17 protein-coding genes are annotated in these 13,785 nt (G+C 40.5%); 10 read left to right on the top strand and 7 right to left on the bottom strand.

Annotated features, from left to right (window positions below; genetic code table 11):
* Positions 1–46 precede the first annotated feature (46 nt).
* The 4 genes from E4S40_RS06335 to E4S40_RS06320 form a co-directional block, all read right to left on the bottom strand.
* Positions 47–829 carry an undecaprenyl-diphosphate phosphatase gene (locus tag E4S40_RS06335; protein ID WP_135072326.1) on the bottom strand — a complete coding sequence of 261 codons (783 nt, stop codon included), beginning with the start codon at positions 827–829 and terminating at the stop codon, positions 47–49.
* 131 nt (positions 830–960) lie between these two features.
* Positions 961–1,686: a tetratricopeptide repeat protein gene (locus tag E4S40_RS06330; RefSeq protein ID WP_135072324.1), complete on the bottom strand. Its 726-nt coding sequence runs from the start codon at positions 1,684–1,686 to the stop codon at positions 961–963.
* A 43-nt stretch (positions 1,687–1,729) separates the two neighbouring features.
* Positions 1,730–2,017 carry a winged helix-turn-helix domain-containing protein gene (locus tag E4S40_RS06325; RefSeq protein WP_135072322.1) on the bottom strand — a complete coding sequence of 96 codons (288 nt, stop codon included), beginning with the start codon at positions 2,015–2,017 and terminating at the stop codon, positions 1,730–1,732.
* Positions 2,004–2,579 carry a hypothetical protein gene (locus E4S40_RS06320; RefSeq protein WP_135072320.1) on the bottom strand — a complete coding sequence of 192 codons (576 nt, stop codon included), beginning with the start codon at positions 2,577–2,579 and terminating at the stop codon, positions 2,004–2,006. Before E4S40_RS06320 ends, E4S40_RS06325 begins: the two co-directional genes overlap by 14 nt.
* Positions 2,580–2,700: 121 nt before the next feature.
* Here E4S40_RS06320 and E4S40_RS06315 point away from each other — a divergent pair, with 121 nt between their 5' ends.
* The 5 genes from E4S40_RS06315 (at position 2,701) to E4S40_RS06295 (ending at position 5,749) form a co-directional block, all read left to right on the top strand.
* Positions 2,701–3,153, top strand: coding sequence for a DUF1569 domain-containing protein (locus E4S40_RS06315; RefSeq protein WP_135072318.1), 453 nt, complete (start codon positions 2,701–2,703; stop codon positions 3,151–3,153).
* Between the two features lie 68 nt (positions 3,154–3,221).
* The gene (locus tag E4S40_RS06310; RefSeq protein WP_135072316.1) at positions 3,222–3,872 is read left to right on the top strand and encodes an energy transducer TonB family protein; all 651 of its coding nucleotides are present in this window, start codon (positions 3,222–3,224) and stop codon (positions 3,870–3,872) included.
* A gap of 6 nt (positions 3,873–3,878) precedes the next feature.
* A complete protein-coding gene (locus E4S40_RS06305; RefSeq protein WP_135072314.1) occupies positions 3,879–4,532 on the top strand; it encodes an energy transducer TonB in 654 nt (217 codons plus the stop codon).
* Positions 4,533–4,642: 110 nt separating this feature from the next.
* Positions 4,643–5,251, top strand: a complete 609-nt coding sequence (locus E4S40_RS06300) for an energy transducer TonB (protein WP_135072312.1) — start codon at positions 4,643–4,645, stop codon at positions 5,249–5,251.
* An 18-nt stretch (positions 5,252–5,269) separates the two neighbouring features.
* Positions 5,270–5,749: a copper resistance protein NlpE gene (locus E4S40_RS06295; protein ID WP_135072310.1), complete on the top strand. Its 480-nt coding sequence runs from the start codon at positions 5,270–5,272 to the stop codon at positions 5,747–5,749.
* A 1-nt stretch (position 5,750) separates the two neighbouring features.
* Here E4S40_RS06295 and E4S40_RS06290 read toward each other — a convergent pair whose 3' ends face one another.
* Positions 5,751–6,683 carry a hydrogen peroxide-inducible genes activator gene (locus E4S40_RS06290; RefSeq protein WP_135072308.1) on the bottom strand — a complete coding sequence of 311 codons (933 nt, stop codon included), beginning with the start codon at positions 6,681–6,683 and terminating at the stop codon, positions 5,751–5,753.
* Positions 6,684–6,847: 164 nt separating this feature from the next.
* On the opposite strand from E4S40_RS06290, the gene E4S40_RS06285 reads away from it, so the two are divergent.
* The 5 genes from E4S40_RS06285 (at position 6,848) to E4S40_RS06265 (ending at position 11,241) form a co-directional block, all read left to right on the top strand.
* A complete protein-coding gene (locus E4S40_RS06285) occupies positions 6,848–8,140 on the top strand; it encodes a Gfo/Idh/MocA family protein (protein ID WP_135072306.1) in 1,293 nt (430 codons plus the stop codon).
* A 96-nt stretch (positions 8,141–8,236) separates the two neighbouring features.
* Positions 8,237–8,686: a hydrogenase gene (locus E4S40_RS06280; RefSeq protein ID WP_135072304.1), complete on the top strand. Its 450-nt coding sequence runs from the start codon at positions 8,237–8,239 to the stop codon at positions 8,684–8,686.
* Between the two features lie 87 nt (positions 8,687–8,773).
* The gene (locus tag E4S40_RS06275) at positions 8,774–10,315 is read left to right on the top strand and encodes an amidase (RefSeq protein WP_135072302.1); all 1,542 of its coding nucleotides are present in this window, start codon (positions 8,774–8,776) and stop codon (positions 10,313–10,315) included.
* 75 nt (positions 10,316–10,390) lie between these two features.
* Positions 10,391–10,816, top strand: a complete 426-nt coding sequence (locus E4S40_RS06270) for a MarR family winged helix-turn-helix transcriptional regulator (protein ID WP_135072300.1) — start codon at positions 10,391–10,393, stop codon at positions 10,814–10,816.
* 2 nt (positions 10,817–10,818) lie between these two features.
* Positions 10,819–11,241, top strand: a complete 423-nt coding sequence (locus E4S40_RS06265; protein ID WP_135072298.1) for an organic hydroperoxide resistance protein — start codon at positions 10,819–10,821, stop codon at positions 11,239–11,241.
* 68 nt (positions 11,242–11,309) lie between these two features.
* Here the strand turns inward: E4S40_RS06265 and E4S40_RS06260 are convergent, their stop codons facing one another.
* Both E4S40_RS06260 and E4S40_RS06255 read right to left on the bottom strand, forming a co-directional pair.
* Positions 11,310–12,098: a hypothetical protein gene (locus E4S40_RS06260; protein WP_135072296.1), complete on the bottom strand. Its 789-nt coding sequence runs from the start codon at positions 12,096–12,098 to the stop codon at positions 11,310–11,312.
* A gap of 384 nt (positions 12,099–12,482) precedes the next feature.
* Positions 12,483–13,763 carry a DcaP family trimeric outer membrane transporter gene (locus E4S40_RS06255; protein ID WP_135072294.1) on the bottom strand — a complete coding sequence of 427 codons (1,281 nt, stop codon included), beginning with the start codon at positions 13,761–13,763 and terminating at the stop codon, positions 12,483–12,485.
* Positions 13,764–13,785: the final 22 nt, after the last annotated feature.

The following is a 13,785-nucleotide window of genomic DNA, read 5'->3' as shown; positions in this document are numbered from 1 at the left end:
GACCAAAGCCTATCCCTACACGGAATTCTTGAAACAAATACTTATATCAACCCAAATCAGTTCCCCACATTAAAGCAAGGAAAAGAATTCCCAAAACAATTCTATACCAACCGAAAGCGGTAAATCCATGATTGGAGACATAGCGGATGAATAATTTTACAGCAATCCAAGCTGAAATAAATGCTATACCCGATCCAATAGCCAAAAGAATAATTTGCTCACGGGTGAAGGCCAAATCCGATTTAATCAAATCATAGCCTCCTGCAGCCATCATGGTAGGCACAGCAAGCAAAAATGAAAACTCAGTCGCTTGTTTTTTATCCAGCCCATTGAAAACACCGCCGATAATCGTGGCAGCTGCACGGGATGTGCCGGGCACCATGGAAAGACACTGAAATAGGCCGATGAAAAAGGCGTTTTTGTAGGAAATATCCTCCACTTCTGACAATTGAGACTCACGGCTGACCACCTTCTTGTCAATCAAAATCAAGATCACCCCTCCCAAAATCAAGGAAACAGAAACCACCACAGGATTGAATAAATAGCCTTTGATGATATCATAAGCCAAAAGACCTACAATCGCTGTAGGAATAAATGCGGCCAATAGTTTGAAATAAATTTTCAATCCCCGAAAAAATCGCTTGATATACATCAGGGCAATAGCCAATATTGCTCCCAGCTGAATAAATACCTCGAAGGTTTTGACAAATTCATCGTCATGAATCCCCATTGCTGTGGATGCCAAAATCATGTGGCCAGTAGATGAAATCGGTAAAAACTCCGTAAGCCCCTCGATAATGGCAATGATAATCGTTTGAAAAAGCGTCATAAGTTGAAATTCTTTGCCGGCAAAAATACAAATCCCCTCCCTACTGCCTAGCATTTTTATAAGGGGCTTTTGGACTCATCAAAAAAAACAGCGGCCAATGACCGCTGTTTTTTCTTTTTTAGACCTCTAAATCAATTCAAAGAAGGTAAAAGCCCTTGAGCAACCCAATGGAAATTAGGTTCTAATTCGACGGCTTCTTCCCAAACCTGCCGAGCCTTATCCTTCTGTCCATTCTCTCGATAGATCATTCCCAGCCAAGCGAGGTTATCCAGATACATCCAATTGTCCTCCACTCCTTGTTTTTCAAAAAGCGCATTTGATTTTTCGAATGCCTTTTGAGCTTCTTCCACATCCCCTCCCCACATACTAGGGGTGAAGTATTTGTTGCTTGCATAAAGCTTAAGTACTATCGGGTTTTCAGGAGCTTCCTCCATAGCCTCAGCGATCAGTTTGGAGCTTTTTCCTCCCAACAACATACCCTTAAATGGACTGAAGGCGATTTTGTATCCGTACAAACCCGAAAGCAGTGCCTTTGCTTCTGCCTGATAGCTACCAGACTTTTTCATCCCTTCCAATCGCTCTTCCAAGCCATCCACATAGGCCTCAAACAAAGCCTCATCCTCATCTGCCATGGTAGCATTCAAGAGACCAAACTCAGTCAAAGCCAATTCCAGCTCATTTTCAGGAGTTGGATTTTGCTGAAAGGCTTGAAAAGCTTTTGCTACATTTTGCTTCCAAAGCTCCTTACTAGTTTCCAAATATGCCTGGTAATTCATCTTACGGAGTTCCTGTGGATAACCCATAGCCATCAAGATTACCATCAAGACTGTTGCGAAAATTTTAGAGTTCGTTTTCATAACGTAAATTGGTTTATATTATAAACTATATTTAGAAAATTTTTTATTGAATGTATTTTTTTAAGTTTTCCACATAGGCTTCAAAGGCCTTGATTCCTTTGCCTGTGATTTTGCAGGTAGTAAGGGGACGTTTTCCACGAAAAGACTTCTCGATTTCGATATAGCCTGCCTTTTCTAACTTGTCTAGTTGCACGCTGAGATTCCCTGCTGTGGATTCTGTTTTTTCCTTCAGGAAGGTAAATTCTGCCTCCTCCACACTGAGCAATAATGACATTACTGCTAGCCGAAGTTGAGAATGCAATAAAGGATCAAGTGGCTTAAACTCGCTCAAGACTCTTCTTTTTAAGGTGATAACCTGGAATCAAATAGCCAACGACAATGGCCAAGCCAGATAATAAATATTGTTCAGTGACTGGAAGGAAAAAGCTCACCGCGGCTGCACCTATAAGGAATATTCCTCCAAACCGGACCAGTTTTTCTTGAACAAGTGCACCCGTACCAAATACGCCGATTCCAGCGAGAATCAGAATGATTGGGTTTTGATGGAAATTCAGCTGGCCCATGAAGCCTAAGACAATGATTATGCCCACGAAAATAATGATCCATAATTGATTGATCACACTGGTCAAATGGGATTTTGCAGGAGCATTTTTGGAAAGCTGATAGCCTTTTATAAAACTTATCACCGTAGCAGGGATTATCAAAAGCCAAACCACATAGGGTGCTTCATAATTTAATTTTTCCAAGGCAAAATGCCCAAAGTTGCAAATCGCAACCACCCAGCCCCAAAGAAGCATCTGAAAACCGCCGTCTCCGACCGTCTCTCTTTTCGCCTTCCTGATCATTTCTGTGATGATGGCAAGCGACTCATTACTCGTTAATGATTTTTCCATATTGAATTCATTTTATCAATACCAACGGGACAAATATAAAATGGTTTATTTTATAAACCTATTTATTTCAAAAAATATCTCTAAATGAGTATATTCAACTCCTAGACCCCAAAAAAAGCATATGAAAAATATTTTTGATCCCCAAGTAAGCAATGAATTAATCCAACGAATAGAAAAACTCACTCCCGAATCTAAACCCCTTTGGGGAAAGATGGCCGTGGACCAAATGCTCGCCCATTGCATCATTGCCTATGAGATGGCCTTTACGGACAAGCACCCCAAGCCGAATGCCCTATTGCGATTTTTGCTCAAAACTTTCGTGAAATCTGGCGTGGTCAATGAAAAGCCCTATCCAAAAAATGCACGCACAGCTCCGGTATTTATCATCGCAGATAGAAGGAACTTTGAAAAGGAAAAAGATCAATTGATCGCTTATATCAAAAAGACTCAGGAATTGGGAGCATCTTATTTTGAAGGGAAAGAATCCCCATCTTTCGGAACTATGACCGCTCAGGAGTGGAATAACTTATTCTACAAACACCTCGATCATCACCTCACGCAATTTGGGGTTTAATTTTTCACTAAATTCTTTTGTGAAATTGATTGATGCTACTTTCTTTGGAGAAGAAATTAGTATTCAATATGAAAATTCGATTTTTTGTTGTTCTTGGTTTCTTCTTTATTCTATGTTTTGTAGCCAGCGCTCAAGAACAGGAAAGTTCCGGCAGTTTGAATAAACTGGTGAGGGAAAATCTCAAACTCCCCAGTCCTGAGTTATTCGATGGAAATAAAGGTCGGGTAATTCTTTCCTTAAAAGTTACCGAAGAGGGACTGCCAGATAGTGTATTTTTAGCTCAATCTGCTTCAGAAAGCTTTGATGCTGAAAGCTTACGGGTGATGGAGCTTATCATCCAAAACTGGGATCCGACTTTCTTGGAAAATAGACCAAGTGGGGATGAGTATCTATTGGTCTTTTCTTTTTACTCTCAAATCGGTAAACCGGATTATACCGATACACAAGGCCTTATTGAGAAGTTTATTAAAAAAGAAAAATTTGAAAAGGCTTTTGATTTAATCAATCAAGAAATTGAGGAGAATCCCTTCAATTGGAAAAATTATGCCACGCGTTCAGAAATTTACCGCTTGATGGGAAAAACCGAAGACTCTCAGCGTGATTTTATGACAGCGAAACAGATCAAGAAGAAAGTCTTGGTCAGTGCAGAAGTTAAAGCCTTTGGTGTTCCAAGACCCATTACCAAGCCTGGAACAATTGTCGGAATTTCAAGAAATTAAAAATAAATGCGACCTATATCATTCATTGCCCTATTTTTCTCCTGCTTCTTTTTCTTCCTATCTCCTACTCAAGCTCAGGAAGCCAACGCTTCGAATGGAGCCTTGAAGGTTTGGGAAAAAATCCTTGCTTCCAATACCCGCTATCCGACTGCCAACTTAAGGGCTCGGAAAACCGGCTATATCATCATTGATATTCAGTTTGATGAACAAGGAAATATCGCTTCCCATGTAACTGCAGAAGCAAAGTCCAAGGAAATGGAAAAATCCGCAGAAACTGCTTTGGAAAAAGCCAAGGATCTCTGGAAACCCGAAATGCTGAGTGATAGAAGCCGTGAAGAAATCTATCAACTGGTCTTTAGCTTTGACATGATTGATCCCAACAATCCGGATGCGCCTATCGAAGCGGCTACTAAGCAGATCTACAAAGGCAAGCCTGAAAAAGCACTGAAAATCGCCGATCGATTGGTAAATGAGAAACCTTTTGATCCCAAATACTTGGAACTTCGATCTCAAATTCATCGGCAACTCGGAAATGAAGCCGAAGCCACAGCAGATCTCTTGGAATCTCAACGACTTAAAGAGAAAACACTTGCCACTATTGACATCAAGGTCTTTGGGGTAACAAGCACTCGAGTAGTTAGCGGTACTTTCCAGCGCTAACTCATAAATTTTTTTAGGATATGTTTAATAATTGAATAAGTTAAATTAACTAATTATTTCATTTTTTATTATTAATTCTTATTTTGGTAAAAACTAAATCAACTTTTGCCATGATACATAAACTTTTATCCACAATCCTAATTGGCCTTATTTCTATAGCCTCTGTTGCTCAAGAGGTAGGTAGCTTACACAAGTTCAATCAATTTCTGTCCAAAAACCTGCAATACTCTTCGGAATTGCGATCAGAAAAAGTACAAGGCCCTGTAACGTTATTACTATCCATCGATGAGCAAGGCTCCTTAAAAAAATCTCCCTCACTTATCGGAGGTTCTGAAGCATTGGCACAGGAGGTCTTTAGAATCTTTGAATTGATGGAAGCCCAAGGAACAGCAACCATTCTACCCTCAGAGATCTTTGGCGAGGAATACTTGCTTTCTGTCGAATTTAAAATCCAAGAACCTAGGAATATCGGATTTTATATTCCGGAAAGACCTGATTCGGAAAATAGAATAATCAAAAAACTTAATGAGCAAATCCAGTCCAACCCCTATTTTCCAAAATTTTATCAACAACGAGCAGAATACTTTAAAAGCATTGGACAGGACCTGTTGGCTGAGTTAGACGAGGAAAAAGCAAAGTCTTTAAAAGCAAAAGAACTGACGACTATCGTCGTGGTAGGCTATCATTCAATTCATAAAAAATTGCTCAATGGAGAATAACTCCTTCTGCCCCAAATTATGAAAAAGTCAACCATTTTGTCGGCGTTCCTGCTTTTGGCACTATACTCCTGCCAAAAACAAGAATCCAAAACAGTGGAAATCACTGAGGAAGTCACGAAAACCGTTACCGATGAATTTCCTGAAACGATTGAAATGCCAGTTCCAAAAGGCGATAATTCCATGAATGCTTTGGATTGGAATGGGACCTACATAGGAACTATCCCCTGTGCCGATTGTGAAGGAATTGAAATTGAACTCACACTCAACCTAGATGGGAAATACAAGTACAAAGCCACCTATTTGGGTGAAGAAGAAAAGGTTTTCGAAATCGAAGCTCCATTTCAGTGGGATGAAACAGGCTCTATGATTACACTTTTGGAAATGGAAGATGCTCCTGGAAAATATCAGGTTGGGGAAAACCAATTATGGCATCTCGACATGAATGGAAAGCGCATCGAAGGGGATTTGGCAGATCGCTATATTCTAAGGAAGCAATAGCCTACTTGAACCGCACTATTTTCCCATGCGCTTTAGAAGTCATTTCCTCAGGAATGGCTTGAGTGATTTCATTAAATAATAATTCTACCAATTTCTGCTTCAAAAAGCTTCGATTGAGAATAATACTCACTTCGCGCGTAGGTGCTTGGCCCTTAAATGGACGAAGTCGGCTTCGCTCCTCCTCATTCAAATCATGGGTTGCTAATTCAGGAAGCAAAGTCACTCCTTTATAGCGATTCACCATATTTCGAAGTCCTTCCAAAGACCCTGACTCATAATGGAAATTTCGATGCCCACTACTGGAAGGATCACAGAAATTGATTACCTGATCCCGGAAGCAATGCCCCTGCTGTAAAATCCATAGTTCGTCAGACTTGATCTCATCAGCCGTGATTTCTGACTTAGCTAAGAGTGGATGGCCTTTGGATAAGTAGGCATAGAATTTTTCATAAAACATGGGCTTTTCCACTATTCCCGGCTCATCCAATGGAGTTACAATAATTCCCAAATCCAACTCGTCATTTTTTAATCTCCGAACCACCTCTTCGGTAACCATTTCCTGCACTTCCAATTTCACATTTGGGTATTTCTCCAAAAAGCCTCGAACGAACAAATGCAAAAGGTATGGTGCTAGCGTAGGAATAATTCCAAGCTTGATTGTACCGGAAATATCCCCTTTCAATTGAGCAACCAATTCATAAATTCCCTTGCTCTCAGAAACCACCTTCTTCGCATGCTCAATTACCTGAACCCCAATTTCAGTTGGAATTACGGGCATTTTGCTCCGATCAAAAAGAATCACACCCAGTTCCCGTTCCAATTTGCTAAGCTGCGCACTAAGCGTTGGCTGAGTCACAAAACAGGATTCGGCCGCATGGCCGAAATGCCGATGCTTATCCACGGCAATCAAATATTCGAGCTGCTGAATCGTCATAAGGACTAAAATCTGAATCCCTAAGTTAGAAAAACCTCAAAGAGTTCAACATTCATCTTTACATTTTGATTCTGGGGGCTATCCCCGCCATTTATAAAAAAATAGCCGAGATTTTTCATGAATTGGTTAAATTCCATTGTCTACAACCCAAAAACCTTAAATCCATGGCTATTTCAAGAAGAAAATTTTTCCTGACCAGCGCACTTGCAGGGGCTGGACTGACATTAGCTCCTGAGTTTTCCTTCGCTAAAACCAAGCGAACTTCCTTTGGTAAAACAGTCCGACTGGGCTTTATTGGCGTAGGACGCCAAGCGATGGGATTAATGAATCGTTTCATGCAACTTCCTGAAGTAGAAGTCACCGCAGGGGCAGATGTGTATGAGATCAAACGGAAACGGTTCGAAGAGCGAGTAAAGGCTGCTTATGCACAGCGAGGAACTCAACCCTTGAGCTTAAAAGTCTACGATGATTACCGGGACCTTTTGGCAAGTTCGGAAGTGGATGCAGTGGTGATTGCCACCCCGGATCACTGGCATGCCAAGATTGCTATAGACGCATGCCGGGCTAAAAAAGACATTTACCTTGAAAAACCTCTGACTTTCACCGTCTATGAAGGACAGCAGCTCGTCAAAGCCGTGCGCGAAAATGGAACCGTACTTGCTGTGGGAAGCATGCAGCGCTCAGCTATAAACTTCCAAACTGCTGTCGCCCATGTTCAAAAGGGAAGTATTGGAAAAATTCAGGAGGTCTTGGTCCATGTGGGTGAAAACCCTTTCCCAAAACCTTTTGATCTAACTCCAGAAACTGTTCCTACCGGTTTGGACTGGAAAGCTTGGTTGGGTCCATTACCTGACTTGCCCTACCATCCCAATTTGAACCCTCCTATTTCCCTTGATCCAGTGGAAAACGAAAAACTATGGGCAGCTTGGCGCTGGTTTAAGGAGACAGGAGGAGGATTGATGACCGACTGGGGAGCTCACATGATTGATATCGCACAATGGGGGTTAAATCAGGATAGGAAAGGCCCGGTAGAAATCATCCCACCAATGGGAGATGCTCCTCTCACCTATCGCTTTGCTGATGGAATCCCAATGAAAATCACTTCTTTCGATGAAGGTCGTCAAGGTGTAAAATTCATGGGGGAAAAAGGTTGGATTAAGGTTTCACGAGGAAATTTTGATAGCTCTCTTCCAGAAATCAGCTTGGAAAAAAATGATGAGAACTTCAATTACACCCAGCATTACATAGACTTTATAGAATCAATCCAACGTCGAAAAGATCCTATCGTACCAGTTGAAATCGGGCATAGCACTTGTACTTCCTGTACCATTGGAAATATTGCAAAGGACCTGAACCGCCCGCTAAAATGGGATCCGATTACACAACATTTTGGAGATGATTTTGAGGCAAACACCAAATTGCACTACACCTATCAAAATGGAATCTCTTTAGTGTAGGTACTATGCAAAGTCCAGAATTCATCTATCCAAATTAAATCAGGAGAGCCTCCATTTTAGGCTCTCTTTTTCAATTATAACCCTAACCAAAATCGCATGGAAAAGTCAATTCTCATAAAAATTCAATCCAACAGACTTATCTATTGGGGTGTTTTTCTTTTCCTCCTTGGTTTAGTGGTTGGGCTAATGGCCCCTGTATTCGCAAACCCAAGAATGGGAGTTTCCAGCCATATTGAAGGGATTTTAAACGGAATGTTCCTGATGATTCTTGGACTTATTTGGCATAAAATCCAGGTTTCGGAAAAATGGCTGAAAATTACCTTTTGGCTGGCTATCTATGGAACCTTCATGAATTGGTTTGGGATCTTACTCGCGGCTATATTCAATGGTGGGAAAATGCTGGGTATCATGGCTCCCCCTCAGGAAAGTTCTCCCATAGTAGAGGGCATGATAGGTTTCTCACTTATTTCACTTTCAATAGCCATGATTGCCACCTGCATAATTCTATTGATTGGCCTTCGAAAAAATATGTCAGAAATGGTCTAAATCTGATAGTCCAATAAACTTCGATTTAATTTCTGCTTAGATTTAACCTGAGCCTTTTAAAATAAAATCCGAAAATAGTTTTCAACTATGTCTAGAATCCTCGCCTTCATTTCTTTATTGATTCTTGGAATATCAGGATGTCAGCAAGCGGAAAAGTCCATTTCCATTGAGCTTTCAGAACTTACGATTTCGGAAATCCACCATGCTTACCAAGAGGGAACCTTTTCGGCAGAAGAGTTAACCAAGGCTTATCTGGATAGAATTGCCGCTTTGGATGGTCCAATAAATTCCATTACAGTCATCAATCCTGATGCAATCGCCAAGGCGAAGGAGCTTGATCAAGAATTCGCGACATCCGGAATATTGAGACCCTTGCATGGGATTCCGATTATCGTCAAAGACAATATCAACACAGTCGGACTCCCTACTACAGCTGGCTCCATCGCCCTGAAGGATTTTATTCCTGAAGAAAATGCACCCATTATTTCTAGATTGATCGATGCAGGAGCCATCATCCTCGCCAAATCCAATATGGCGGAATGGGCATTTTCTCCCATGCATTCCGAAAGCTCTACACATGGTACTACTCACAACCCTTACAATCTTGACTTTGTGCCTGCAGGTTCTAGCGGAGGTACAGGGGCAGCAGTCGCAGCAAATTTTGGAACAGTAGGCTTGGGAACAGACACAGGGAATTCTATTCGGGGACCATCTTCTCATAATTCCTTGGTTGGATTCCGAACTACCCTTGGCTTGATCAGCCGAACAGGGATTGTTCCTCTTTATCTTCGAAATGATGTAGTCGGTCCTATGTGCCGAACAGTGGAAGATGCTACACGTGTCATGGAAGTAATGGTTGGGATTGACCCAAAAGATCCGATTACGCAGTATTCCGAAGGAAAAACTCAAACAAACTACCAGCAATTCCTAGATAAAAATGGTCTAAAAGGAGCCCGAATCGGCGTACTTCGGGAAATCAGTGAAGAAATAGACCCAGAGGTCAAAGTCCTTTTTGAACAGTCTTTGGTTGATCTTCAAAATCTGGGAGCAACAGTCATTGATCCTATCGTAGTCCCGAATTTTGCTACTCTACGTCAAAATCAATGGTGCGCTACTTTCCGAGAAGATTTGGAAACTTTCTTGGCAGATTTTGTGAAAAATGACACAATTCAAACTGTAGAGGATATCATTCGAATCGGCTCCAAGTCACAATTTGCTTTGGATAGATTGGAAATGATGGCTAACAATTCTGGCAGATGGAGGCTGGAAGAGGAAACCTGTGGAAATGTATATGAAGATCCTAGAAGGATTGCTTTCCGGGAGGCAATTGAAAATTTAATGGATTCCCTTCAACTCGATGCAATTGTTTATCCTTCCTGGAATTTCAAACCCGCTAGAATCGACCATTTTCAAGAGGAATACAGGGGAGACAACAATCAAATCATTTCTCCCCATACTGGTCAACCTGCATTTACGGTTCCCATGGGATTCACCAACGGGAATTTACCAGCGGGAATTCAGTTCTTAGGCAGAATGTATGCTGAGCCTACACTTATCAAACTTGCTTATGCTTATGAGCAGGGAACAATGCATAGAAGGCCTCCGGTATTAACAATGAATCAAGAATAAAGGTAAAATCATTTTCAGCTGCTTATTGACGGAAGTCCAAATTTTTCCAATTAAATTGAGTCAAATTGAAATATCATGGACTCCTTACAAAATCTCACCTATTTACTATACAGCAATTCCCGCTTACTCATTCAACAAATCCAATCCCAACTTCAGGAATTTGGGCTAACCTACACCCAATACCTGACTCTTTCAGTCCTTTGGGAGGAGGATGGGCAGTATGTCAACCAAATCGGGCAAAAATTGGAATTGGACTCGGGAACCTTAACTCCTTTGCTGAAAAAACTGGAAACCCAAAACTACCTTAAACGAATCCGAAGCGAGGAGGATGAGCGAAAAGTCAAGGTAGAACTCACCTATCCGGGAAAATCGCTTCAAAGTAAAGTTGAAGCAGTATTGAGCCAATTTTCTGAGCAATTAGAACTTTTACCAGATTCCCAGGTAGCCAAGCTAAACAGTTCGCTTTCTGACTTGTTATCCACATTAAAATCACTTTACTAATTATGGAAAAACTGAATATCGACTACACCGCAGTTGCGATCAATACGGGTGGCCGAAAAGGTCATGTTCGAACCGATGATGGAAAATTGGATTTTGATGTATCCATGCCCAAAGAGATCGGGGGTGATGGAGAAAAAACCAATCCCGAACAATTTTTTGCAGCTGCTTATGCTACTTGTTTCGGAGGGGCTTTAGGAGCTGTTGCAGGAAAAACCAGTCTCAGAGACTCCGAAATCAAGGCTAAAGTCCACTTAGGAAATTATGGCCCAAACAGTTTCGGACTTGCTGTGGATATTGAAGTCAAAATCCCCCAAGCTGAATCTCTAGAACATGCTCAAAAATTGGTAGAGGCTGCCCACGAAGTATGCCCCTATTCAAAGGCTACAAGAGGAAATATTGAAGTGAATGTGAAAGCGGTTGAATAAAAAAAGGCGTCAAATAAGACGCCTTTCCAATTTTTTAGCCTTTCCTCCCTGAAATAGAATATCTATTATCAATAAACCATGTGGTTAGACTTAATAAAGTCCTTCTTCAAAAACTGGGGAGAAAATATGACGATACCGATTTCCAAACCGGCCCCATATCCTCCACGGAATTGTGAACTGTAGGAAATTGCGGGCACAATAAAATCATTAGGTTCCCAACGCAATCCAATTTTATATTCTGCCGGAGAACTAGCTTGCCCTTGAGTACCGTAAGCTTCTGCAACTATTGCGGTTTTGGGAATGACTTTATAAATAGCCAAGCGTGAAGACCAGGTAAATCCCCACGCAGTCTGATTTTTATCTTTTGTATCAAAATCAACCATAGCGCCTGGCATAAGATCCCAAGATATCGCGTTATTAAACAAAGGAATGGTAATAGGTATAGCCGTCCATATATTCTTGTGCAGTTCAGTATACTCTGTATCCTGAAAGTAACCAGGTGATCTTCCAAAACCCAAGAAAACAGCAGCCCCTCCGTTGTTTGCTTCATTTACCCAAAACATATATTTAGCATATACAGTAGTTGTAAAGTGTTGGGTATAATTTTCAATTCGGTAATCACGAAACAAATTAGCTTGAAAGAAGAATTCAAAGTTTGGCACTAGAGCAAACGAACTAAGCAAAGTGGAATTACGCTGCCCAGCAGTAATTACGAATGTTCCTGTCCCATGGGGCATGGTCAGGTAGTTGTCGGTATTGAATTGTTGAGCCCTTACTTTGATTGAGAAACCAAAAATAAGTACAAGCATTATCACCAAGAATTGGGAGATTATTAACCAACTATTTTTCTTGTTCATGATATGAATTCTTTCAGAGATTTTAGAAAGCAATAGAGTTTTAGATTCTAGCATATTTCAACTTTGAAAAATCTGTATCCCAATACCGCGATCAAGGAACACCTTTTTGCAAACCCTTCTTAGACAGCTAAATCAAAATGATTAGAAGATGGAATACGTAAACCCATTAATAGGTTACACTTGGTAGGCTTGAAGTTTACTTCATAATCAAGCTTAGTGTCTTTTGATAACAGGAGAAATCCTCTTGAAAATAGGTGATTCCCGTTAACTGAAATAGATTTTTGGGTTAAGGAAAGACTTGAATAAAACCAAAGGACCAAAATTAAACCTCCACTAAGCATAAATTCTTTGAAAATTATTAAACATATAGTTGGTTCCTTTTAATTAAAATAGATATTTCAACATCAATTGAAGTCGGTTTCCAACGCCAGAGTCACCACTTCCATTTTCCTTATAAAGAGACATAATTTCAATACCTGCATTTATAGATTTGGCTGGAGACCAAATGACATTTGCATGAAATGAATGACCATTTTTTATTTGATCAATATCCCGGTAATCAGATGGGTCAAGGCTAAAGGAAGCAGCACTTATGTTAGTCAATAAAGTTGGTGAAATATTATATACAATTCCTCCACTTAGACTCCACAGAGGCATTGTTTCAAGTTCTCCATTAGGTTGAATTATGGCTGATGCATTCGTACCAAGAGTAGAAATCACATTTGAGCCCCATCCTTTCCCATAGGATCCAAGCCAAATAAAATAAAACTTATCTTTAATTAAATACTCTCGACCACTGAAACTTACCCCCCACCCTAAAGCAGAATCATCTGGCCCGATATCCTGACCATCCCATCTTAACTGATACAAAGAACTCGCTAAAAATAATCTACCTCCAGAATTTGTTTCTTTTGTTATTCTACCTACAAGCATAGGAAGGGAGTTGCTTGCTTGCCCATTAAAACCATTTGGATCAATTTCGGTGAAATCGTTCATTTCAATGGCTATTGCGTAATTCATCTTATCATTGATTTGATCCTCCCAACGAACCTGATCTCTCCTTATACCTACAATTGCATCCCCGGCAGAAAAATCAATTGTACTAGGAAGGGCAAATACATCTGTTTGTGTTCCCCAAGTTCGCCCAAATAAAAGCCGTCCAAGAACCGCATATATATGACGCAATCTAGGGGTCTGATAAAATCCTCCTCTATCCAGATTATAAAAATCAAATTCAAAATAGAACCTATATGGGACCCCTTCCTTCGAAATACTTCTTACGTCAATATTTACCCTCGATTCACGGCCATGCATATTCATATAGCCCTTTTGAGGCAACCTACCATCTCCAGGTATAGGTACATTTTTTATTTCATATTGATACCTATCATATCCTCCATCGAAATCCTGGATATAGTCCAGTTTGATATATCCACCTATGGCCATTCGGGCATTTGTGCCAAATAATGGCCAGGATTTGGGAAAGGATGCATCTATCAAATCCTGGCCTGTATAATCTATCATATTATTACGAAACTGGTTGATCCTAGCGGTATCTGTTTCAATAATATTTAGGGAATCACCTGGATGCCAATTTTGAGAATGACATTCAAATGCATATCCCATGAGAAAACCAACAAAGACTACTATGGCCGAATGTTTCATGAATAATATGGATATAGAATGA

The sequence above is a fragment of the Algoriphagus kandeliae genome (assembly GCF_004571135.1).
Classification (GTDB): domain Bacteria; phylum Bacteroidota; class Bacteroidia; order Cytophagales; family Cyclobacteriaceae; genus Algoriphagus; species Algoriphagus kandeliae.
This window is presented reverse-complemented; position numbering and strand designations above follow the sequence as displayed.

What these genes read in the sequence shown, in the direction of transcription:
- E4S40_RS06305 (WP_135072314.1), top strand. Translation starts at nt 3,879, where the DNA reads ATGCGACCTATATCATTCATTGCCCTATTTTTCTCCTGCTTCTTTTTC.
- E4S40_RS06270 (WP_135072300.1), top strand. Translation starts at nt 10,391, where the DNA reads ATGGACTCCTTACAAAATCTCACCTATTTACTATACAGCAATTCCCGC.
- E4S40_RS06320 (WP_135072320.1), bottom strand. Translation starts at nt 2,579, where the DNA reads ATGGAAAAATCATTAACGAGTAATGAGTCGCTTGCCATCATCACAGAA.
- E4S40_RS06330 (WP_135072324.1), bottom strand. Translation starts at nt 1,686, where the DNA reads ATGAAAACGAACTCTAAAATTTTCGCAACAGTCTTGATGGTAATCTTG.
- E4S40_RS06310 (WP_135072316.1), top strand. Translation starts at nt 3,222, where the DNA reads ATGAAAATTCGATTTTTTGTTGTTCTTGGTTTCTTCTTTATTCTATGT.
- E4S40_RS06335 (WP_135072326.1), bottom strand. Translation starts at nt 829, where the DNA reads ATGACGCTTTTTCAAACGATTATCATTGCCATTATCGAGGGGCTTACG.
- E4S40_RS06255 (WP_135072294.1), bottom strand. Translation starts at nt 13,763, where the DNA reads ATGAAACATTCGGCCATAGTAGTCTTTGTTGGTTTTCTCATGGGATAT.
- E4S40_RS06285 (WP_135072306.1), top strand. Translation starts at nt 6,848, where the DNA reads ATGGCTATTTCAAGAAGAAAATTTTTCCTGACCAGCGCACTTGCAGGG.
- E4S40_RS06300 (WP_135072312.1), top strand. Translation starts at nt 4,643, where the DNA reads ATGATACATAAACTTTTATCCACAATCCTAATTGGCCTTATTTCTATA.
- E4S40_RS06290 (WP_135072308.1), bottom strand. Translation starts at nt 6,683, where the DNA reads ATGACGATTCAGCAGCTCGAATATTTGATTGCCGTGGATAAGCATCGG.
- E4S40_RS06295 (WP_135072310.1), top strand. Translation starts at nt 5,270, where the DNA reads ATGAAAAAGTCAACCATTTTGTCGGCGTTCCTGCTTTTGGCACTATAC.
- E4S40_RS06315 (WP_135072318.1), top strand. Translation starts at nt 2,701, where the DNA reads ATGAAAAATATTTTTGATCCCCAAGTAAGCAATGAATTAATCCAACGA.
- E4S40_RS06265 (WP_135072298.1), top strand. Translation starts at nt 10,819, where the DNA reads ATGGAAAAACTGAATATCGACTACACCGCAGTTGCGATCAATACGGGT.
- E4S40_RS06275 (WP_135072302.1), top strand. Translation starts at nt 8,774, where the DNA reads ATGTCTAGAATCCTCGCCTTCATTTCTTTATTGATTCTTGGAATATCA.
- E4S40_RS06280 (WP_135072304.1), top strand. Translation starts at nt 8,237, where the DNA reads ATGGAAAAGTCAATTCTCATAAAAATTCAATCCAACAGACTTATCTAT.
- E4S40_RS06260 (WP_135072296.1), bottom strand. Translation starts at nt 12,098, where the DNA reads ATGAACAAGAAAAATAGTTGGTTAATAATCTCCCAATTCTTGGTGATA.